The following is a 22097-nucleotide window of genomic DNA, read 5'->3' as shown; positions in this document are numbered from 1 at the left end:
TGCCACGGGATCCGTTCACGACGATACGCATGTTGCCACTTTATGAAGATTGCCGCCAGCGTGCCAGTCCGATGCGACAGATTGCACAAAAACGGGGCTGGAATGCACGGTGAGGCGACGGGAGCGGGACGCGATGCTTGTGCAGTCTCAATAAGCCGATACGCTGGCGGGCAAGAATGGGGGCGATGGTTGCGCCACCGGGCGGGCCGTGAAGCGGAAGGGGAGCGCATGGTAGATCCGATTGCCAGGGCCGCCGCGTCGCCGGGCCGTTTGCTGGCCTGCGCGCCTGCGGACGCGGGGCTGGCCGCCCAGGCGCTCGATTTCCTGGCCATTATCGCCGCCGCCGTCGAGCAGGCACCCGGCATGGCGGTGCGCGGCATCGACCGCGACGGCATCGTGCGCTACTGGAGTCCGGGCGCGGCGCGCCTGTATGGCGTGCGCACCGAGCAGGCCGCCGGCCAGCCCTGGACCAGGGTGGCGCAGGCCGCCGCGCCGGAACTGGCCGGCGAACTGGCCGACGGCTTCGGGCCGGAACTGGCGCTGGCGCTGGCCGGCGGCAAGGCCAGGCCGGCGCGCCTGTGGCAGGTGGCGCTGGACGGCGCCGGCGCGCGCTGTTTCTGTTCCACGCTGTTCCCGCTGCTGCACGAGGGCAGGGTGCGCCATGTGGTGTGCATCGACGTCGACATTACGGCCGGCAGCCAGGACGGTACGCCGGTCGGCGCGCTGCTGCTGATGGCCGACCACTTCCGCCAGCTGTATGACAAATCTGCCGACGCCATCGTGCTGCTGCGCGACGAGCATATCGCCGAAGCCAATCCGGCCGCCGTGGCCCTGTTCCAGTGTGAAGACCGGCAACGCCTGCTGGGGCGGCGCCTCAGCGATTTTTCGCCGCTGCGCCAGCCCGGTGGTGAACTCTCCGCCGCGCTGGGCGCGCAGATGGCGGCGCAGGCGCACGCGGACGGCAACCGCCGCTACGAATGGCGCTACCTGACCTGCCTGGGCGAATTGTTCTGGGGCGAAGTGCTGCTCACCTCCGTCACGGTGGACCACAGCTATCTGTTCTATGCCGTGGTACGCGATATCTCCGCGCGCAAGCTGGCCGAGCGTGCGCTGTACCTGGCCGCGCAGGTGCTCGAGCATGCGCGCGAGGCCATCGTGGTGATGGACGAGCAGCATTGCGTGGTCAGCATGAACCCGGCCTATAGCGACATCAGCGGCTACCGCCTGGAAGACCTGCTGGGCCGGAGATTCATTGATGTGGCCAGCGCCGAACAGCAAGCGGTGCTGGCGCAAGCCTGGGACGCGGTGCGGAGCGAAGGCCACTGGCAGGGCGAGTTCCTGGCGCCGCGCAAGGCCGGCGCGCCGTATCCGGCCTGGCTGTCACTCACCGCCATCGGCGACCATGCTGGCCAGGCCAGCAACTACATGGCCATCCTGCTCGACATCAGCGAGCGCAAGAAAGACGAGGCGCAGACGCGCCACCTGGCCGAGCATGATTTTCTGACCGACCTGCCGAACCGCGTGCTGCTGCGCGACCGGCTGTCGCTGGCGCTGGCCGCCGCGCGGCGCAAGCTGCACATGCTGGCGCTGCTGTACCTCGACCTCGACCACTTCAAGCATATCAACGACAGCATGGGCCACCATGTGGGCGATCTGCTGCTCAAGGAAGTGGCGCGGCGCCTGGTGCGCTGCGTGCGCGGCGTCGATACGGTCAGCCGCCACGGCGGCGACGAATTCGTCATCCTGCTGGCCGAAGTGGGCGGCGCCGACCAGGCGGCCCACGTGGCGGCCAGCGTGCTGCAGGCCGTCACCCAGGTCTATCAGCTGGGCGAATATGAGCTGCATGTATCGGTCTCGATCGGCGTGTCGGTGTTTCCAGGCGACGGCGACAGCATCGACGCCCTGATGCACAACGCCGACGTTGCCATGTACCACGCCAAGAGCTGCGGCCGCGACAATTTTCAGTTCTTTAACGCCGACATGAACGCCCACATCATCGAGCGCGCCAGCCTGGAACACGACTTGCGCGCGGCGCTGGGCAAGGACCAATTCGTGCTCGACTGCCAGCCCGTGATCGCCATCGCCAGCGGCGCCGTCATCGCCTGCGAAGCGCTGCTGCGCTGGCGCCACCCGCAACTGGGCCTGTTGCTGCCCGAACGCTTTATCGCCGTGGCCGAGGAATGCGGGCTGATGGTGCAGATCGGCGGCTGGGTGCTGCGCCAGGCCTGCCTGCGCGCCCGCGCCTGGCATGACGCGGGCCACTTGCTGGCCATCTGCGTCAACCTGTCAGCCGCGCAGTGCATGCAGAACAACCTGCTGCACAGCGTGCGCGAAGCGCTGCTGGCCGCCGGCCTGCCGCCCGCGTGCCTGGAGCTGGAGGTAACGGAAAGCATCCTGATGAAAGGCGGCGCGCGCCTGGCCGATATGCTGGCGCAGCTGCGCGCGCTGGGCGTGACCATCAGCATCGACGACTTCGGCACCGGCTACTCGCGCCTGTCCTGCCTGCGCCAGTACCCGGTCGACAAGCTGAAGATCGACCCATCGTTTTTGCAAGGCGACGATCTGGCCGTGGCCGCCACCATCATCGCCATGGCGCGCCAGCTGCACCTGACGGTGATCGCCGAAGGCGTGGAAACGGCGCAGCAACTGAGCTACCTGTGCGAGCAGGGCTGCGACCAGTACCAGGGCCGCCACGCCAGCGCGCAGATCGAGGGCAGCGTGCTGGGAAGGCTGCTGGTCAGCCAAGATTCAACAGCTTGATGCGCGCCACCACCTGCCCGTGGTCCGACGCCTGCGGCAGCGCCTGCAGCAAGTGGTCGTTCACGTACAGCACGTCCTGCACCGCACCGATGGCGCGTGGCGAAGCAGGGTGGAAGTGTTCGGAGACGAGGATATGGTCGATCGTCATGTAGGTGCTGTCGTGCACATTGGTATAGCCCACGTGGCGCAGGTAGTCCTGGCGCAGCTGGATGGCGTTGCAGTCGTACAGGCGCTCGCGCATTTCGGGCAGGTCGGCGCCCGGTTCGCACGGCGCGCCGGCGCCCATCACGATGGAGGTGGTGACGGCACTGGCGATATCGTTGAAGTCGCCGAGCACGATGCAGGGCCGGCCGCTGCGGCCCAGGTCGTTCACCAGCACGCGCAGCGCCACCGCTTCGGCGCCGCGCCGCTGCAGCGAGCGCAGGTTGGCCAGCGCATAGCTGCGCGCGTCGGCGCCGTCGCCGTGGCGGTAGTCGGGCCGGCGCGACTTCAGATGCACCACCAGCACGTCGGTGATCTGGCCACCGGGCAGTATCACCTGCGCATGCAGGGGCGGGCGGGCAAAGCGCGACAGGGTGGCGTCTTCCGGGTGGCCGTCGGCCGGCATGGCCACGCCGGCGGGAAAGTCGGCGTAGGCCACGCTGGGGCCGGCCAGCGGCAGGCGCGACACCAGCGCCACGGTCGGCAGCAGGCGTTCCGGGCCGTCCGGCGCATCGTAGCCGGCCTGCACCGCGTCGCGGTAGTGGCGGGTGCGCGACAGCACGTCGCGCAGGGCGCCTTGCGAGAATACTTCCTGGAAACCGATCACGTCGGCACCCAGCAGATCGATCTGGTGCGCCGTCCATTCCGCCTTGGCGTCGTACTGTTCCTGGCTCAAGGGCGCCAGGTTATCGTACAGCTTGGCGCCCGGCGGGGCAAGATTGCAGACATTGAAGGTGGCAAAGCGTATTTCTTGCTGCATAATTAGCACTCCTCACTGAACGATCAGCGTATCACGCATGGCTAAAAAAGAGCATATTTCAGAAACGCAGGCGACCCAGCTGCTGCGCAAGCACCAGGTTGCCTTTGATGAATTTCCGTATCCCTATGAAGAACATGGCGGCACCAGCGTCTCGGCGCGCGAGCTTGGCGTGCCCGAACACTCTGTGATCAAGACGCTGGTGATGCAGGACGAGGCGGCCAAACCGCTGATCGTGCTGATGCACGGCGACTGCAAGGTGTCGACCAAGAACCTGGCGCGCGCCATCGGCTGCAAGTCGGTCGAGCCGTGCAAGCCCGACGTGGCGCAGCGCCATTCCGGCTACATGATCGGCGGCACCTCGCCGTTCGGCACCAGGAAGGCCATGCCGGTCTACGTCGAGGAAAGCATTTTGGCCTTGCCTCGCATCTATATCAATGGCGGGCGGCGCGGCTTTCTCGTCGCGCTGGCGCCACAGGTGCTGCTCGATCTGTTGAAAGCCAAGGCTGTGCATTGCGCCTTGCACGATTAATCAAATGCGCCGGCACCCTGTCCTTGCACGGGACGCTGGTGTATATTCTGCTGCGCCATCCGCAGCGCTGGTAGCAATCACATAACAAAGGGAAGAAATGAATCCAGTAATCACAACCTTGGCGATGACAGTGGCCGCTTACTTGCTCGGCTCGATTTCGTTCGCCGTGGTGATGAGCAAGGTGTACGGCATTGCCGATCCGCGCACCTATGGCTCGAAGAATCCGGGCGCGACCAATGTGCTGCGCAGCGGCAACAAGGGCGCCGCCATCATGACCCTGCTGGGCGACGGCGCCAAGGGCTGGCTGGCCGTGTTCCTGGCCAACCATTTTGCATTCGACCTGGGCGTGGACGAGACCGCTGTGGCGCTGGTCGCCATCGCCGTCTTCCTCGGCCACTTGTGGCCCGTGTTCTTCCGCTTTATCGGCGGCAAGGGCGTCGCCACGGCGCTGGGCGTGCTGCTGGGCATCAATCCCTGGCTGGGCCTGGCCACCCTGGCGACCTGGCTGATCATTGCCTACGCCTTCCGCTATTCCTCGCTGGCGGCGTTGCTGGCGGCCCTGTTCGCGCCGTTTTATTATGGACTGCTGTTCGGCGTCGACGCGATCCTGTTGTCGGTGGTGGTCATGAGCGTGCTGCTGGCGTATCGTCACAGCCAGAATATCGCCAACTTGCTCGCTGGCAAAGAGAGCAAGATCGGCGCGAAGAAAGATGGTGCAAAAGCGGCTGGCAGCAAGACAAAGTAAAATCAGGGGTCAGACCCGACGGGTCTGACCCCAGTTTTCTGCTGCTCTGCCACTACTCGCGAAAGGCTGTCCCATGTCTGCTACTCCCGTCCGTATCGATTTCGTCTCCGACGTTTCCTGCCCCTGGTGCGTGATCGGCCTCAAATCGCTGGAACAGGCGCTGTCGAGCCTGCAAGACACGGTGGCTGCCGAGATCCATTTCCAGCCGTTCGAGCTGAACGTCAACATGCCGCCCGAAGGCCAGGATATCGGCGAACATATCGCCGAAAAATATGGCTCCACGCCGGAACAGATCGCGCAGTCGCGCGAAGCGATCCGCGCGCGTGGCGCGTCGCTCGGTTTTACTTTTTCCATGGACAAGCGCGGCCGTATCTACAACACCTTTGACGCGCACCGTTTGCTGCACTGGGCCGAACTGGCCGGGCGCCAGCGCGAACTGAAAATGGCCCTGTTCGACGCCTATTTCACGCAGGGCCAGGACCCGTCCTCGCACGAGGTGCTGGTCAAGGCCGCCGCTGACGCGGGGCTCGATCCGGAGACGGCGCGCGATATTCTCACGTCGGACAAATATGCCGACGAAGTGCGCGCGCGCGAACAGTTTTACCAGCAGAACGGCATCAGCTCGGTGCCCGCCATTATCATCAATGAACGCCATTTGATCTCCGGCGGCCAGCCACCGGAAGTATTCGAACAGGCTTTGCGCCAGATCATCACGCAAGAGTAAGTGGTACCAGCGCACCAATGGCGCGCGCCGTTTCTTGATATTCAGGCTACACTTCCCTCTCACCGGAGGATAGCCGAATGCCTACAGCAAGCTGGAATGGCGCCGTCATTGCGCAAGCGAACAGCGATCAGGTACAGATCGTTGAAAATAATGTGTATTTCCCTCTCTCTGCCGTCCGCCAGGAGTACCTGAGCGGCAGCGACCACCAGACGAGCTGCCCGTGGAAGGGCATCGCCAGCTATTACGACATCCATGTCGATGGCAAGGTGAACGAGAACGCGGCCTGGTATTACCCCGCCCCCAAGGCTGAAGCCATGCAGATCGCCGGCCATGTCGCTTTCTGGCGCGGCGTGGTGGTCGAGCGCTGAGCCGCATACCCTTACTTTCGAAAGCAAACGATGGATCTACGTCTGGCCGTGTATCAACTCGCCTCGAGCAATCAGCTCGACGCCGCGCAAACCCGGCAACTGCAGGAACTGGCCGGCTTCGAGCGCGAACCGGACGGCCTGTCCTGGTGGCTGCCGCGCGGCGTGGCCGTGCTGGGTGCGGCCCTGCAGGGCCTGGGACTGATCTTCTGGGTCGCCGCCAACTGGTCCGAGTTCAGCCGCACTGGCCGCTTCGCCCTGATCCAGGCCATTTTCGTGGCCTCCTGCCTGGGCGCCTGTGCGGCGCCGCGCGCCCGCGCGCCGTTGCTGCTGATCGCCATGCTGGCCATTGGCGGCCTGTTCGCCTATTTTGGCCAGACCTACCAGACCGGCGCCGACCCGTGGCAGCTGTTTGCCGTCTGGGCCGCACTGGCGCTGCCGCTGTGCCTGGTGGCGCGCAGCGACGTGCTGTGGACGCCGTGGATGCTGGTGCTGGCCACCGGCGTCACCTTGTGGATCAAGGCCCATGCGCAACGCAGCTGGAGCATCCATAGCGAAGACCTCGGTATCTTCTTTACCGGCTGGCTGGCGCTGCTGCTGGCCTGTGCGTTTGTTTCGCCGCTGCTGGCGCGCTGGACGGGCGCAAAAGCGTGGCCGCTGCGCCTGGGCCTGCTGCTGACCATGATCATGGTCACCGGTTCGGGTATGACGGCGCTGTTCAACAGCAGCATCGCCACGCCGTACTGGGCCGCTCTTGTCCTGCTGCTGGCGGTGGCGGCGCTGTTGCTGATGCCCCATTTCTTTGATGTGTTTGGTCTCAGCGCCGTGGCGCTGGGGATCAATACCTTGATTATTTCTGGCATGGTGTCGCGCCTGTTCAGCGGCAACGATGGCGACGAGATTGCCAGCTTGCTGATGATCGGTCTGGTGGCCGCCGTGTTGCTGGCGCTGACCGTGCAAGGCATTTTGTGGCGCACGCGCCGGGAGCTGGCATGACTATCGCGAAAACCGATGCGCTGGGCGCGTTGATGCAGGACGCCACCCGTGCCGGCGTGCTGCCCGCCAACGTCACCGTGCCGGTGCAGGATGTGCGGCCGTGGCCGGTGGTGCTGATGACGGCGCTGGGCGCCTGGCTGGCGGCGCTGCCGTTGCTGCTGGCGCTGGGCTTTGCGCTGGGCAGTTTCCTGGAAAAAGGCGGTGGCACCTATATCGTGGCGATCCTGGCGCTGGGCGTGGCCGTGATGCTGATACGCCCGCGCGGCGTGTCGTTGTTTGTCGAGCAACTGGGCATACCGTGCCTGCTGGTCGGCGGCGGCTTGCTCGGTTTTGCGCTGTTCCGCGACATGGATGACCAGATCGCCGCGCTGGCGCTGGCCGCCGTCAGCCTGGCGTTTGCCGCCATCGTGCCGCGCGACTGGCTGCGTGTGCTGCTGGGTCTGGTCGCCTGCGGCTTGCTGGCGCTGGGCAGCGTCGGCAGCCATTACATCTGGTCCTACGGCGAAGATTTGGCCACCTTGTACCTGGCCTGGCTGCTGGCGATCGGTGTCTGGCTGGGTGCGCACTGGCTGCAGAGAAACAGCTATGACGATGGCGTCGGCGCGCGCGTGGCCGCCTATATTGAATCGGTCTCGATCGGCTGGGTGCTGGCCATCCTGCTGGGCCTGGCCAGCTGGTCGGGCAAGACTTTCCTGCTCAGTGCCAGCGTCGGCGATGGCTTGAGCAGCGACATGGCCAATGAGCTGAACCGCCATGGCGGCAGCTGGTACGCGCAATGGTTGCCTTTCCTGTCGGTGCTGCTCGCCGTGGCGGCGGCTGCCTGGATGCTGCGCCGCTGGCCGTCGCTGCGCCAGTTGCCGGCCGCCGGCGTGGCGCTGGTGCTGACGGTATTGGCGTGGTTCTTGCCGGGGCTCGGGCCCGTGTTGCTGATCCTGGCGTTTTGCGTCAGCAGCGCGCGCCTGCGCGTGGCTGTGGCCGCTGGCGTGGCCGCCGCCTGGATCATCGGCAGTTTCTATTATCTGCTGGCCTGGCCGTTGGCCAGCAAGGCGCTGCTGCTGGCCGCAGCCGGCCTGGTGCTGGGCCTGATGTCGGTGCTGGCCGCGCGCGGCGCCATCCTGCCTGTTACTGACGGCGATGGTGGCGCGCCTTCCGGCAAGCCTGGCCGCAAGGCGCAGCTGGGCGTGCTGGCCGGCTTGCTGCTGGTACTGCTGGTGGGTAATGGCGCCATCTGGCAAAAAGAGCAGCTGATCGCCAAGGGACAGCGCGTCCTCGTCGCGCTGGAACCTGCCGATCCCCGCTCGTTGATGCAGGGCGATTTCATGACCCTCAATTTCCTGCGACTCAATGACCTCAATGACCTGCCGACCGGCGATGGTTCCAGTGCACGTCCCCAGGTGGTGCTCACGCGCGATGAACGCGGCGTGGCCAGCGTCAAACGCGTCCATGACGGCAAAGCGCTGGCGCCCGGTGAGTTCCTGATGCAGCTGACGCAGAAGAATGGCCGCTGGACGCTGGTCACCGACGCCTGGTTCTTCAGGGAAGGCGAGGGCGCACACTTCGAGAAAGCGCGCTTTGGCGAGTTCCGCGTGCTGCCCGACGGGCGTGCCTTGCTGGTCGGCATGCGCGACGAAAACCTGGCGCCCCTGTAGCGAAAAGCCTGCGGCCCGGCGCGGCTGTACTGTAAAATTGCCCGATGGATAATATTACACATTCGGCGATCGGCCTGGGCGTGGGCGAGCTGCTGCACCGCAGCTTGCCGCCGGAGCCGCAGGAAGCCTCCCAGCGCACGCGGCGCGCCCTGTTGCTGTTTTCCGCCTGGTTTGCCAGCAATGCGCCGGACCTCGACCTGTTCCTGACGCGGCTGATGCCGCGCCCCTTCGGCTACATGCTGCAGCACCGCGGCCATACCCACACGCTATTGCTTGCCTTGCCGCAAGCCTTGCTGGTGCTGGCCCTGCTGTGGCTGCTGTGGCCCGGCGCGCGGCGCCTGCTGAAAACCAGCCCGACGGCCCGCCTCGGGCTGGCGCTGTGCCTGCTACTGGGCTTTGGCTTGCACATGGGCATGGATTTTTTGAATTCCTACGGTCTGCATCCGTTTTACCCGTTCGACAACCGCTGGCTGTTCGGCGACATGGTGTTTATCGTCGAACCGCTGTTCTGGGTGCTGCTGGGCGTGCCCGTGATCGTCGCACTGCGCTCGGGCCTGCTCAAAAGCGTGCTGCTGGCCGGGCTGGCAGCGGCCCTGTGTTTCTTTGCCTATAAAAATTATCTGTCGCCGGTGGCGCTGGCTGTGCTGCTGGCGCTGGGTGCGTTGATGACGGTCGTGCAAGCGCGCGCCGGCGTGAGGGGAAGAGGCGCCTTGTTGCTGGGTTTTGCGCTGTCGGCCACCTTTGTCGGCATGCAGGGTATGGCCTCCGCAGTGGGCCGCGCCAGGGTCGAGGCTGCCTTGCAGCGCATCGCCCCTGGCACGCGCGTGTGGGACGTGGCCATGACCGCCTTCCCCAGCCATCCGCTGTGCTGGACCTATGTCTCGCTCGACAGCAAAACGGACGCCAAGGCGGAAGCCAAGGCGGACGCCTACACCCTGCGGCGCGGCACCATGAGCTTGCTGCCGGCCAGCCTGGCGCCGGCCGCCTGTCCGGCCGGCCTGGCCGAGCCTGGCGACGGTGGCGGCCAGCTGGCGCCCGGCATCGCCGTCTCGGCGCAAGCGATGGGCAGCCTGGCGGCCCTGCGCGCGCTGCAGTCGAGCAACTGCCATGCGGACGCCTGGCTGCGTTTTGGCCGCATGCCCAAGCTGAGCGGCACGACGCTGACCGATGTGCGCTTCAACCCGGACATGCAGGACAACTTCACCACAGTACGGCTGGAACAATTCAGCGGCAAGCCTTGCCCGGGCCATGTGCCGGGCTGGGACCGGCCGCGCGCGGACATGCTGGGATTGCTTCCGGCGCGTTCGCAACCTTAAGGAATGATCGTGGAAGAACAGCACGCCCTGCCGTATTTGCGCGAAACCCTGTTGTTTCTCGCCCTGGCCGGCATTTTTATTCCCTTGTTGCAGCGCCTGAAAGTCAACCAGGTACTGGGTTTTCTCGCCGTCGGGGCCCTGTTCGGGCCTTTCGGCTTCGGCCTGTGGGCTGGCGACTTTGCCTGGCTCAAGTATTTTTCGTTTGTGCGCGCCGAACAGGTCAGCGGCCTGGCCGAGCTGGGCGTGATGTTTTTGATGTTTATGATCGGTTTGGAGTTATCGACCGAACGGCTGTGGGCGTTGCGGCGCTGGGTATTCGGCGCCGGCGTGGGGCAGGTGGGGGTCAGCGCCTGCCTGGTCGGCTTTGTCGCGTATTACGTTGGCCTGTCGCTCGAAGCGTCCATCGTGCTGGGACTGGTGCTGTCGCTGTCATCGACCGCCGTGGTGATGCAGCTGCTGGCCGAGCAGCGCGCGCTGCAAACACCCAGCGGCCAGGCCGGCTTTTCCATCCTGATGTTCCAGGACCTGATGGTGGTGCCGTTGTTTATCCTGATCGACGTGTTCGCCAGCGGGCGCAGCGACGACCTGGCCTCTCTGCTCGGCTTTGCGGCCGTCAAATCGGCCGGCGCCATCGTGCTCATTTACTTGCTGGGGCGCCGCGTGATCCGTCCGCTGTTCCAGTTCTTTGTCGGCAAGCGCCAGCCCGACGTGTTCATGGCATTGACCCTGCTCAGCACCCTGGGCATCGCCGGCTTGACCTACCTGGCCGGCCTGTCGATGGCGCTGGGCGCCTTGCTGGCCGGCCTGCTGCTGGCGGAGACGGAATTCCGGCATGAAGTGGAAGTGATCATCGAACCGTTCAAGGGCTTGCTGATGGGGCTGTTCTTCATGTCGGTGGGCATGCAGATCGATGTGCGTGAAATCGTCCGCTCGCCGGTCTGGATACCGCTGGCCGTATTGAGCCTGTTTGCCGTCAAGACGCTGGTGATCGGCGCGATTTTCCGCCTCGGCGGCTTTCCCTGGGGCCGCGCGGTGGCCTCGGGCGTGCTGCTGGGGCAGGGCGGCGAGTTCGCCTTTATCGTCGTCGCCTATGCGCTGGGCAAGCGGCTGATCACGGTTGAAGTGACGCAGTTCGTGATGCTGGTGGTGGGCCTGAGCCTGTTCGCCACGCCGGCGCTGGCGAAGGCGGCGCGCGCTTTCGGCGCCTGGTGGGACCGGCGCCACCATCACCAGCTGGCCGACCTCGATACCGGCGCCGCGCCGCCGGCCGGCACCGTGATCATTGCCGGCTTCGGCAGGGTGGGCCAGCTGCTGGCCAGGGTATTGACCGAGCAGGACATCAGTTATGTGGCGATCGAAAACGATGCGCGCCTGGTGACCACCCTGCATCCGCGCGGCTTTCCCGTGTATTTTGGCGACGCCTCGCGCGCCGAGTTGCTGCAAAAGGTCCATGCCGACCGCGCCAGCGCCGTGGTGCTGACGATGGACCATGCCGCCTCGGTACTGCATGCAGTGCGCTCGATCCGGCGCGCCTATCCGCAGCTGCCCGTGTATGCGCGCGCCCGCGACGAAGCCCATGCGCTGGCGCTGGTGCAGGCCGGCGCCACCCTGGTCGTGCCCGAAGCGCTGGAAGCGGCGCTGCAACTGACGGCCACCGTGCTGCAGACGGCCGGCGTGAGCGAAGCGCGCGCGACTGACATCGTGCAGGCCGAACGGGACCGCCGCAACGCCGTGCTGCTGGCGGGGCGCCGCCCATAGCGTGTCGTGTCGCCATACTGACTCAATTATCTATACAATAATTGGCATATGGACACATTACCAGCATGAAAGCCGCACCTCTGACGCCCCGGCAGCGCGCCGCGCAGGAAGCTCAAACACGCTATGGCAAACCCGAGGCGGGCTGGCGCGCGCGCATGTATGGCGTGATTTTTGAGGCGGAAACGCCGGCCGGGCGGGCGTTCGACCTGGTGCTGATCGCCGCCATCCTGATCAGCGTGACGGTGGTAGTGCTCAGCAGCGTCGCCTCGGTGGCAGAGCGTTATGGCCACTGGCTGGTGGCACTGGAATGGTTTTTTACCTTGTTGTTTACCATCGAATATCTGGCGCGCCTGTCTTGCCTGCAGCATCCCGTGCGCTATGCGCGCAGTTTTTTCGGCATCATCGACCTGCTGGCCATCGTGCCGACCTATATCGGTCTGCTGCTGCCGGGCGCCCATGTGCTGATCGATGTACGCATCCTGCGCCTGCTGCGCATGTTCCGTATTTTGAAGCTGACCTCGTATGTGCATGAGTACACGATGCTGGGCCGGGCGCTGCTGGCCAGCCGGCGCAAGATCCTGATTTTTTTGTCGGTCGTGATGATGATCGTGTTTTTGCTGGGCACCGTGATGTATGTGGTGGAAGGGCCGCAAAACGGTTTCAGCAGCATCCCCACCTCGATCTACTGGGCCATCAGCACCATGACCACGGTGGGCTTTGGCGATATCACGCCGAAGACCGATATCGGGCGCACCATCGCCTCGATGATGATGCTGCTGGGCTGGGGCATCCTGGCTGTGCCGACCGGCATCATCAGCGCGGAAATGACGGTGCAGCGCGGCGGGCGCCAGCAGGCCGGCCGCCGCTGCCCCGGCTGCGGCGAGCGCGATATCGATGACGACGCCAACTATTGCAAGCATTGCGGCGACGCCCTGCCGCTGCCATGAAGCACGACGCCTGACCAACATAACAATAAAGGCTTATATGATTCCAGTACGCCTGATCGCGACCGGCAAGGCCGTGCCCTCGCAAAGCGTGACGTCCGACAGCCTGGATCGACAACTGGGCCATCCGCCCGGCTACACCCTGCGCAAAAGCGGCGTGGTGTCGCGCTTTGTGGCCGCCCCCGGCGAATCGCAAAGCCAGCTGGGCGCCGCCGCCCTGCTCGACGCCCTGAAGCACGCGGGCCTGCAGCCGGCCGACATTGACCTGCTGATCGGCGCCTGCGGCGTACCCGAGCAGGCCTTGCCGAACACGGCCTGCTTTATCGCCCTGCATGCGGGCCTGCCGCCTGGTACGCCCGCCTTTGATGTCAACGCCAGTTGCCTGAGCTTTATGGCGGCGCTGCGCGTGGCCGCCTCGCTGCTGTCTGATGGCGGCTACCAACGCATCGCCATCGTGTCGGCGGACCTGGCCTCGCGCGGGGTCGACTGGAGCGAGCCGGAGTCGTCGATGATCTTTGGCGACGGCGCCGCCGCCGTCATCGTCGAACGCGGTGACGGCACGGCCGGCATCGTCGCCTGCAAGATGGCCACGTATCCGGAAGGGCGGCGCTACTGCGAGATACGCGGCGGCGGCACCGGGCGCAATCCGCGTGCCGGCTGCGAACCGGGCGACTACCTGTTCCATATGGACGGCAAGGCCGTGTTCCGCCTGGCCGTCAAGGTCATGCCGGCTTTCCTGGACCAGCTGATGGCCGAATCCGGCGCCGGCCTCGATCGCATCGACGTGGTGGTGCCGCACCAGGCCAGCCCGCTGGGGCTCGCGCATGCCGCGCGCATCCTCGACGTCCCCGATGCTAAAATCATCAAGATCTTCGAGACCCATGGCAACCAGGTGGCGGCCTCGCTGCCCAGTGCGCTGCACGAGGCGGTGATCACGGGCCGCGCACGGCCCGGTCAGCGCCTGCTGATGATGGGCACGGCCGCCGGGCTGACCATCGGCGGCATGATTCTTGATCTATGAACATGGTCGATGAATATGAGCTATGACTAGCGATTGATGAGGATGGCGCAATGAGGCGGATACTGGTCACGGGGGCGACAGGCGGCCTGGGGCGCAATGCCGTGCACTTCCTGCTGGCGCAGGGCGTGGACGTGCGCGCCAGCGGCCGCAACCTGGACGTGGGCCGCGAGCTCGAACGCCTGGGGGCGCAGTTCGTGCCGCTTGACCTGGCGCAAGCGACGCCCCAGCAGATGGACCAGCTGGTGCGCGGCATGGACGTCGTCTGGCACTGCGCCGCCCTGTCCTCGCCCTGGGGCCTGGAGCGCGACTTTATCGCTGCCAACGTCACCGCCACCGGCCAGTTGCTGCGCGCGGGGGCAGCTTCTCATGTGGCGCGCTTTGTCCACATCTCCACGCCGGCCCTGTATTTCGACTACCGCCACCGCCTCGACGTGCCGGAAACCTTCCGCCCCGATACCTATGTCAACGCCTATGCGCGCAGCAAGGCGATGGCGGAAAAACTGGTGCAGGAAGCGGCCGACAAGCACCGCCAGATGCTGTGCGTGATCCTGCGCCCGCGCGCCATTTTCGGCCCGCACGACCAGGTGCTGATGCCGCGCCTGGCGCGCGTGCTGCAGCAGCGCGGCGGCAAGCTGCCGCTGCCCAATGGCGGCGCGGCCATCATCGACATCACCTATGTCGACAATGTGGTGCATGCGATGTGGCTGGCCACCCTGCACAAGACGCTGGCCTCGGGCAGCGCCTTCAATATCACCAACTGCGAACCGGCGCGCCTGTGCGACATCCTGCGCAGCCTGTTTTGCGACCATCTGCGCCAGCCTTTCGAGATCGTCAGCGTGCCGTATCGGCTGCTGGCGGCCGTCGCCCGCCTGATGCAGTTCGCCTCGCGCTTCACGCGCCGCGAACCGTCGTTGACGCCGTACAGCATCGGCGCGCTCAGCTTCGACATGACGCTCGATAACGCCAAGGCGCGCAAGGTGCTCGGCTACCGTCCCGTCGTCAGCCTGCGGGACGGCATTGCCCGTACCGCGCAATGGATGCGCCAGGAAGCGGCCGCGCACAAGATGGCGAAGGAGCGTAATGGCTAGCATCACCGCCTTTCGCGTCGGTCACTGTACCCACCCCTCCTGCATGGTACTGAAAGGCAGTGGCCTTGCCAGCCGCTGCTTCCCGTCGCGCGCCTACCTGATCGACACGCGCGCCGGCCTGTACCTGTGGGACACGGGCTACGCCGAACACTTCCGCAGCGCCACGGCCAAGGGCGTGTACCGCATGTACGCCTGGGTCACGCCGATCTTTTTTGACGACAATGAGTCCTTGCGGGGCCAGCTGCGCGCCCATGGCGTGGCGCCCGGCGATATCCACACCCTGTTGCTGTCGCATTTCCATGCCGACCATATCGCCGGCATGCGCGATTTTCCCAGGGCGCGGCTGATGGCCTCCAGAACCGGCTGGGACGCCGTGCGCGGCCTGTCGGGCATTGCGGCCGTGCGCCAGGCTTTTGTGCCCGAGCTGCTGCCGGCAGACGTTGCCGATCGCCTGGCGTTTGTCGACAGCGTACCCGAGACAGCCTTGCCGGCCGCGCTGCAGCCGTTCACCAGGGGGCGCGATGTCAGCGGCACCGGCGAGATTTACATCGTCGAACTGCCCGGCCACGCCATCGGCCACCTGGGCGCTTTTGTGCTGCAGGACAGTGGCTGGACACTGCTGGCCTCGGACGCGGCCTGGGTGCCGGAAAGCTTCCAGCAGCTGCGCGGCCCGTCCGAGCTGTCGTTCATCATCCAGCACAAGCGCGCCCCCTACTACGAGACCTTGCAGCGCCTGCACCAGCTGCACCGGGGCGGCCAGGCGCGCATCCGCATCACCCATGAAGACACGGACGATTACGCGCCTTTGACTTTGCCCGTGGCGGGCCGGCCTTGAAGCGCATACTCTGGCTGCTGCTGGCCTACTGGCGCACGCGCCGCCTGCGCTTTGCCGATCGCGCGCGGCTGGACGCCTGGCAACGGCGCCGGCTGGCGCGTTTTATCGACAGGCTGTGCGCGCGCAGCACCTACTTCGCGCCGTTCCGCGACCTGCCGCTGGCCAGGTGGCCGACCATGAACAAGGCGCTGATGCTCGAGCATTTCGACGCCATGAACACGGCAGGGATCAAGCTGGGCCAGGCAATGGAGGCGGCCATGGCGGCCGAGCGCAGCCGCGACTTCACGCCGGCCGTGGGCGACATCACGGTGGGCCTGTCGTCGGGCACTTCGTCGCAGCGCGCCGTGTTTGCCGTCAGCCCCCGTGAAAAAGCGCAGTGGGCCGGCGTGATGCTGGCCAAGGCGCTGCCCGATGGCCTGTTTTCGGGCGAGCGGGTGGCGCTGTTTTTGCGCGCGAACAGCAATCTGTACACGGCCGTGCGCTCGCCATGGTTGACGTTTGCGTTTTACGACCTGTTCCAGCCGTTCGACGCGCTGTGCACCGAACTGGTGGCCTACCAGCCGTCCGTGATCGTGGCGCCAGCCCAGGTGCTGCGCCAGCTCGCGCTGGGCGTGATCGCGGGGCGCCTGGCGCTGGCGCCGAAAAAAGTCATCTCGGTGGCCGAAGTGCTGGAGCCGCAGGACCGCGCGCTGATCGTGCAGGCGTTTGGCGAGGTGCATGAAATCTACCAGGCCACCGAAGGGTTTTTGGCCAGTACCTGCGAACACGGCGTGCTGCATCTGAACGAGGAATATGTGCATGTCGAGCCGCAGTGGCTGGACCTCGAGCAGCGCCGCTTCGTGCCCGTGATTACCGACTTTACCCGCATCACGCAGCCCATCGTGCGCTACCGGCTCGACGATATTTTGCTGGCGCGTGCCACGCCCTGCCCGTGTGGCCGCGTCACGCGCGCCATCGACGGCATCGAAGGGCGCTGCGACGACATGCTGGTGCTGCCGTCCCGGCAAGGCGCAAACGCCACGGTGGACGTGTTTGCCGATGTGCTCACGCGCGCCTTTGCGCAAGCCTTGCCGGTCGATGGCGATTACCGCCTGGTGCAGCAGGGCGCGGCCAGCTTGCAGCTGCATGCGGCGCAGGATGCTGCCGGCCTGGAGGCGTTGCGTGCGCACCTGGAAGGCGTATTGCGCGGCCTGGGCGTGGACGTCGAGCGCCTGCACTGGCGCGTCAGCGGCGAATTGCCCGCCTTTGATCCCACCATGAAACGGCGCCGCATCCGGCGTCTGCCTTTGCCATGACTTTTTTTACGCGTTTGCTGTATCTGCTGGCCGGCTGGGGCAGCGTCGGCCTGGTTTACTTTTCCAGCGACTGGTTACAGGGGCAGGGCACGCTGTTGCCTCAGCTGTTGCCCGAGACGTTCATCGACCGCGCGATTGCCTACAGCGACACGGCGATCTGGTTGTACCTGTCTTTTTTTATCCTGATCCCCTGTACCTACCTGGTGGTCAGCCCGGCGCGCGTGCGCGCTCTGGCGCGCGCCATGGCCATGTCGGCGCTCATCTGCGGCGTGGTGTTTTTGCTGTATCCGACCACGCTGGCGTATCCGCCGGTCGGTGACGGCGCCGGCTGGAGCACCCAGTTGCTGCGCATGCTGCAGGCGATGGACTCCACGCAAAACTGCCTGCCTTCGCTGCATGGCGCCTTGACCCTGCTGTGCGCCTGGGCGCTGCTCGAACGTGAACATCCAGTGCGCAGCGTGCTGGCCGTGCTGCTGGCGCTGGGCATCTGCTACGCCATTATCGCGCTGCGCCGGCATGTCAGCATCGACCTGGGCGCCGGCCTGCTGGTGGGCCTGGCGGGCGGCGCGCTGGCGCAAATGCGCGTATCCTCGGCAGATCGCCGTGATATTGCTCAGCAAATTGCACCATGACTCTCAATCCTTTTGCCCTGACCTTCGTGGTCATGCTCGCCTTCGTGCTGATCGAACTGTTGATACTCAAATGGGTACGCAAGACGCCGGTGCCATGGAAGGACGTGATCTTCAACCTCAATTCCGGCCATATCCTGATGTGGGTGTTTCGCGGCGTCGAAGTGGCGGCCTTTGCGCTGCTGCTGCGCCACGCCAACCTGCATCTCGTCGACCAGTGGCCGGTGGCCGCGCAATGGCTGTTCGCCTTCGTCGCCTGGGACCTGTGCTTTTACTGGATGCACCGCCTGCACCACAAAATACCGCTGCTGTGGGGCGTGCACGTGGTGCACCACCAGGGCGAGCATTTCAACTTGTCGCTGGGCGTGCGCAATTCCTGGTACTCGTCGCTGACCAATTTTCCCTTCATCGCCATCCTGGCCGTGCTGGGCGTGCCGCTGGAAGTGTTCCTGGTCGTCTCGTCGGTGCATTACTCGGTGCAGTTCTACAACCACAATGCGCTGGTCAACAAATCCGGCATCCTCGACAAATTCATGGTCACCCCTTCGCACCACCGGGTCCATCACGGCACCGACAAGCGCTATATCAACCGCAATTTTGGCGGCACCCTGCTGCTGTGGGATCAATTGTTCGGCAGCTTCCAGCCCGAACTCGAAGGCGTGGAGATGCGCTATGGCGTGCAAGGCACGACGACCACCCACAACCCGCTGCTGGCCAGCAATGGCAAACTGTTCAAATGGCTGCGCGCGCGCTTTCCCCACTGGCAGTCGCGCGGCGTGTTTCACGTACCGGAGCCGTATATAGGCGCAGGCGGGGTGATCCTGTTTGGCCTGGTAATCTATTACGTCAACCACGAAGCGGCGCTAGTCGCCTGGCAGCAGGCGACCTTGTTTGCGCTGATCTTTGGCGGCACCCTGGCGCTGGGCGGCCTGTCGGACGCGCGCCGCTGGGGCGTGCTGGCCTGGGTTGGCATCTCCCTTGCCGCGCCGCTGCTGTTCCTGTTCGGGCAGGGCGCGCGCGACGCCTGGGGCATGGTGTTTTTTGGCTTGCTGCTGCTGCATGGTCTCGATGGCGCGCGCCGCCTGTGGTGGCCGGCGCGGGAGGGCCGCCGCGCATGACGGCGCCGAAGTCCCTGCCGCCGCTGCGCTTTGCCCCGGCGCGCGATTCGGCCTTCCGGCGCGAACTGCGCGAGCGGGCCGACGCCTACCTGGCGGCGGCCTCCACTCACCGCTTTGCCGACTGGCGCATCCATCTCAAGGCCATCGCTCTGACGGTAACAGCTGCGCTGCTGTATGTGCTGGCCCTGCGCGCCGGCGCTAACCTCGGCTTTGTCGCCAGCTATGTCGCCTGCGTGGTCACCGCCATGGTGCTGGCCATGAACAGCCTGCACGACGGCGCCCACAGCGCCATGTTCCGGCGCGGCCCGCTGAACCGGCTGCTCACACGCCTGGTCAGCCTGCCGGTGGGCGTGGACATGGACTTCTGGACCATCCGCCATGTCCACTTCCACCATACTTACGCCAACGTCGAAGGCTATGACCTCGACACGGAGCCGAATCCTTTTTTGCGCCAGACGCCGTACCAGAGCTGGTCGCCGCAGTACCGCTATCAATACCTGTACTGGCCGGTGATCGCCGCGCTGTCGCTGCCGTACCTGAACTGGTATGGCGACTGGCTGGACCGCTTCGGCAAGACGCCGGTGGCGGCCCACAGCCGGCTGCAGGGCTGGCGCGGCTGGGCCGCGTTCCTGGGCTGGAAGCTGGGTCATGTGGCGCTGATGCTGGCGCTGCCGGTCTGGGTGATGCAAGGGCAGGGCATCGCCTGGGGCACGCTGCTGGGCGCCTATCTGCTGGGGCAGATGATCGCCTCCTGCGTGCTGGTGGCGCTGATTCTGGGCACGCACTGGGCCGAGGTCGACTTCTTCCAGCCCGGTGAAGACGGCACCTTGCCGCACGACTGGTACCAGCACACGTTTTACACCACCTGCGACTGGACGCCGAAGCCGCGCGCCTTGCGCTGGCTGGGATACTGGCTCGGCGGCCTGAATTTGCACCTGACCCACCATCTGTTCCCGACCTGGAATCACCGCCATTATCCGGCACTGGCGCGCATCATCGCCGAACTGGCGCCGCGCCATGGCTTGCGCTACCGCGAGATCGGCTACCTGCAGCTGCACGCCTCGCAGCAGCAGTTTTTGAAAGCCATGGGCCAGCGGCCGCCGGCTTCGTCACCTTGCATCGTAAGGACTCGCGCTTGACTCAGATCCTCAATACGCAAGACCAACCAGCCAAAGCCCAAAAGGCCCAATCATGAACGCACCGTCCGAAGGCGAACTGTTCAGGAAGGTCATGGGCGATGCGTGGCTGAACCTGCACCCCGATATCCGCCGCCGCTTCGAAAAAAATCCGGCGCCGGGCCAGCCCTTGTACTACCGGGGCGAACTCAGTGAACTCAGCAGCTCGCGCCTGGGCAAACTGCTGGGCTGGATCACGCGGCCGTTTATCAACGGCGCGCTGATTCCGCATGACGATCACGATGTTCCGGTCGATATCGAAGTCTATTCGCGCCCCGGTTGCCCGCACATTTTCAAGCAGCGCACCTATCGCCTGCACCAGCGCAAACCGATACGCTTCACGTCCTATATGGCCGAGAGCGAAAAAGGCGAGGTGCTCGAATACGTGGGCATGGGACTGGGCATGAAGCTGGTGCTCGATATCCGCGAAGGCAATCTGTACTTTACCAGCGACGGCTATTTTCTCGACCTGTTCGGCTGGCGCATGCCGCTGCCCGGCCTGCTCACGCCCGGCAAGACCTATTTGTGCCACCGCAACGACAACCGGCAGCAATTCAATATCCGCATCGAGATCCGCCACGCCCTGTTCGGCACTACCTTTACCCAGGTCGGCGTGTTTCGCGAAGCGGCCGGCCCCGACACCGACAAGGATACACCATGAATACGCATCTGCTGGCCCTGCAACTGATGGCGGCTCAAGGCTGCCTGGGCGCCTTTGACACCATCTACCACCATGAGATCACCGAGGCGCTGCCGCAAAAGAAGTCGGCGCGGCTGGAACTGGCCATCCATTCGGTGCGCGCGCTGATCTACAGCCTGCTGTTTGCCGGCCTGTCGTCCTGGCAGTGGCATGGCGCCTGGGCCTGGGTGCTGGTGATCGTGTTCAGCGTGGAGATCGTGTTGACCTTGTGGGACTTCGTCGTCGAAGACCGCACGCGCTTGCTGCCGGCCACCGAGCGGGTCACGCACACGGTGCTGGCGATCAATGCCGGCGCCTTTATCGCCTTGCTGGCCATCAATAGCGCCGATTGGGGCAGCCTGCCGACGGCGCTGGTGTGGCAGCCTTACGGCTGGCTCAGCGTGTTCCTGGCCCTGTGCGGCGTGGGCGTGGGTTTGTCGGGCCTGCGCGACGGCTACGCGGCCTGGCAGCTGGGAAAACGCGTGAAACAAGGGGGCCGCACAGTGGAGGCGATCCGTTTCGCCAGCGCGCCGCAACAGGTGCTGGTGACGGGCGCCACCGGCTTTATCGGCCAGCAGCTGGTCGCCGCCTTGCTGGCCGATGGCCACGCCGTGACGGTACTGACGCGCCAGGCCAGGCAGGCGGCGTGGACGTTCGATGGCAAGGTGCGCTGCATTACGGCCATGGCCGATCTGCGTGATGCTGAACGCATCGACATGGTGGTCAACCTGGCCGGCGCGCGCATCGTCGGCGCGCGCTGGACCGAGGCCCGCAAGGCCGCCTTGCGCCGCAGCCGCATCGGCCTGACGCAGCAGGTAATCGCCTGGATCGCGCACGCCAGCCACAAGCCGCGCGTGCTGCTGTCGGCGTCGGCCATCGGCTACTACGGCGTGCAGCCGCAGGGCGACGATACCGAGCTCGCCGAGGACAGCAACCCGCAAGCGATCTTCATGTCGCAGCTGTGCAGTGAATGGGAAACAGCCGCGCAAGGCGCCGGGCAATATGGCGTGCAGGTCGCTTGCATGCGCTTTGGCCTGGTATTTGGCCACCAGGGTTCCTTGCCGCAGATGCTGCTGCCGATACGCCTGGGCGTCGGCGGGCCGCTGGGCAGTGGCCGGCAGTGGCTGTCGTGGGTGCATGTGCACGATGTGATACGCGGCATCGCCCACCTGGCGCGCCGCAGCGAAGACGGTAGCGCAGTTGACAACATCAACGGCGCCTGGAACTTCTGCGCACCGGAGGCGCTGCGCCAGGGTGACTTTGCGCGGCTCGCCGCCAAAGTGCTGCGGCGCCCGTCATTCATGCCGACGCCGGCTTTTGTGATGCGCGCCTTGCTGGGCGAACAGGCCGACCTGCTGGTCGAAGGCCAGCGCGTGGCGCCGCGCCGGCTGCTGGCCGACGGCTTCGTGTTTCGCCATCCCGGGTTGGAAGAGGCGCTGCGCAGCCTGGAATAGGGCCGCGCAGGCGCACACAGCAACCGTAAAGTCGCGACAAGGACGCCACGCGATGG

The 22097-nt window shown here is 65.5% G+C and carries 20 protein-coding genes; 19 read left to right on the top strand and 1 reads right to left on the bottom strand.

The genetic code is table 11. The annotated features are described in order from the left end of the window. The first annotated feature begins 228 nt into the window (after window positions 1–228). Entirely contained in the window at window positions 229–2760 is a 2532-nt protein-coding gene (locus CD932_RS06165; RefSeq protein WP_254926484.1) for an EAL domain-containing protein, read from the top strand. Here the strand turns inward: CD932_RS06165 and CD932_RS06160 are convergent. Next, the gene (locus CD932_RS06160; protein WP_094441862.1) at window positions 2738–3721 is read right to left on the bottom strand and encodes an endonuclease/exonuclease/phosphatase family protein; all 984 of its coding nucleotides are present in this window, start codon (window positions 3719–3721) and stop codon (window positions 2738–2740) included. The two genes, CD932_RS06165 and CD932_RS06160, sit on opposite strands and share 23 nt — an antisense overlap. Before the next feature lie 37 nt (window positions 3722–3758). On the opposite strand from CD932_RS06160, the gene ybaK reads away from it, so the two are divergent. The 18 genes from ybaK to CD932_RS06070 all read left to right on the top strand — a co-directional run bounded on the left by ybaK (window position 3759) and on the right by CD932_RS06070 (window position 22041). After that, complete coding sequence (gene ybaK / locus CD932_RS06155) at window positions 3759–4250, top strand: Cys-tRNA(Pro) deacylase (protein WP_094441861.1); 492 nt, start codon at window positions 3759–3761, stop codon at window positions 4248–4250. 97 nt (window positions 4251–4347) lie between these two features. Continuing rightward, window positions 4348–4995 (top strand): glycerol-3-phosphate 1-O-acyltransferase PlsY, encoded by a 648-nt coding sequence (plsY, locus tag CD932_RS06150; protein WP_254926483.1) that lies wholly within the window; start codon window positions 4348–4350, stop codon window positions 4993–4995. Between the two features lie 73 nt (window positions 4996–5068). Further along, window positions 5069–5719 (top strand): DsbA family oxidoreductase, encoded by a 651-nt coding sequence (locus tag CD932_RS06145; protein WP_094441859.1) that lies wholly within the window; start codon window positions 5069–5071, stop codon window positions 5717–5719. A 77-nt stretch (window positions 5720–5796) separates the two neighbouring features. After that, window positions 5797–6087, top strand: coding sequence for a DUF427 domain-containing protein (locus CD932_RS06140; RefSeq protein ID WP_094441858.1), 291 nt, complete (start codon window positions 5797–5799; stop codon window positions 6085–6087). Between the two features lie 30 nt (window positions 6088–6117). Continuing rightward, a complete protein-coding gene (locus CD932_RS06135) occupies window positions 6118–7080 on the top strand; it encodes a DUF2157 domain-containing protein (RefSeq protein ID WP_094441857.1) in 963 nt (320 codons plus the stop codon). Further along, the gene (locus CD932_RS06130) at window positions 7077–8729 is read left to right on the top strand and encodes a GDYXXLXY domain-containing protein (protein ID WP_094441856.1); all 1653 of its coding nucleotides are present in this window, start codon (window positions 7077–7079) and stop codon (window positions 8727–8729) included. Before CD932_RS06135 ends, CD932_RS06130 begins: the two co-directional genes overlap by 4 nt. Before the next feature lie 44 nt (window positions 8730–8773). After that, window positions 8774–10045, top strand: a complete 1272-nt coding sequence (locus CD932_RS06125; RefSeq protein ID WP_094441855.1) for a metal-dependent hydrolase — start codon at window positions 8774–8776, stop codon at window positions 10043–10045. A 3-nt stretch (window positions 10046–10048) separates the two neighbouring features. Next, window positions 10049–11803, top strand: a complete 1755-nt coding sequence (locus CD932_RS06120; RefSeq protein WP_254926482.1) for a cation:proton antiporter — start codon at window positions 10049–10051, stop codon at window positions 11801–11803. Window positions 11804–11868: 65 nt separating this feature from the next. Further along, entirely contained in the window at window positions 11869–12750 is an 882-nt protein-coding gene (locus CD932_RS06115) for an ion transporter (protein ID WP_176460894.1), read from the top strand. A 37-nt stretch (window positions 12751–12787) separates the two neighbouring features. After that, on the top strand, window positions 12788–13768 hold the full coding sequence (locus tag CD932_RS06110; protein WP_094441854.1) for a 3-oxoacyl-[acyl-carrier-protein] synthase III C-terminal domain-containing protein: 981 nt from the start codon (window positions 12788–12790) through the stop codon (window positions 13766–13768). 50 nt (window positions 13769–13818) lie between these two features. Further along, complete coding sequence (locus CD932_RS06105; protein ID WP_094441853.1) at window positions 13819–14856, top strand: NAD(P)-dependent oxidoreductase; 1038 nt, start codon at window positions 13819–13821, stop codon at window positions 14854–14856. Continuing rightward, a complete protein-coding gene (locus CD932_RS06100) occupies window positions 14849–15691 on the top strand; it encodes an MBL fold metallo-hydrolase (RefSeq protein WP_094441852.1) in 843 nt (280 codons plus the stop codon). The genes CD932_RS06105 and CD932_RS06100 overlap by 8 nt, the downstream gene beginning before the upstream one ends. Further along, complete coding sequence (locus CD932_RS06095) at window positions 15688–16986, top strand: F390 synthetase-related protein (RefSeq protein WP_094441851.1); 1299 nt, start codon at window positions 15688–15690, stop codon at window positions 16984–16986. Before CD932_RS06100 ends, CD932_RS06095 begins: the two co-directional genes overlap by 4 nt. Continuing rightward, complete coding sequence (locus CD932_RS06090) at window positions 16983–17618, top strand: phosphatase PAP2 family protein (RefSeq protein ID WP_094441850.1); 636 nt, start codon at window positions 16983–16985, stop codon at window positions 17616–17618. The genes CD932_RS06095 and CD932_RS06090 overlap by 4 nt, the downstream gene beginning before the upstream one ends. After that, a complete protein-coding gene (locus tag CD932_RS06085; RefSeq protein WP_094441849.1) occupies window positions 17615–18733 on the top strand; it encodes a sterol desaturase family protein in 1119 nt (372 codons plus the stop codon). The genes CD932_RS06090 and CD932_RS06085 overlap by 4 nt, the downstream gene beginning before the upstream one ends. After that, the gene (locus tag CD932_RS06080; RefSeq protein WP_176460893.1) at window positions 18730–19872 is read left to right on the top strand and encodes an acyl-CoA desaturase; all 1143 of its coding nucleotides are present in this window, start codon (window positions 18730–18732) and stop codon (window positions 19870–19872) included. The genes CD932_RS06085 and CD932_RS06080 overlap by 4 nt, the downstream gene beginning before the upstream one ends. 52 nt (window positions 19873–19924) lie before the next feature. Then, window positions 19925–20569: a DUF4166 domain-containing protein gene (locus tag CD932_RS06075; protein ID WP_094441847.1), complete on the top strand. Its 645-nt coding sequence runs from the start codon at window positions 19925–19927 to the stop codon at window positions 20567–20569. Further along, on the top strand, window positions 20566–22041 hold the full coding sequence (locus CD932_RS06070; protein WP_094441846.1) for a TIGR01777 family oxidoreductase: 1476 nt from the start codon (window positions 20566–20568) through the stop codon (window positions 22039–22041). The genes CD932_RS06075 and CD932_RS06070 overlap by 4 nt, the downstream gene beginning before the upstream one ends. The last annotated feature ends 56 nt before the right edge of the window (window positions 22042–22097 follow it).

The organism is Janthinobacterium sp. PC23-8 (assembly GCF_002250505.1).
Taxonomy (GTDB): Bacteria; Pseudomonadota; Gammaproteobacteria; order Burkholderiales; family Burkholderiaceae_D; genus Janthinobacterium.
This window is presented reverse-complemented; position numbering and strand designations above follow the sequence as displayed.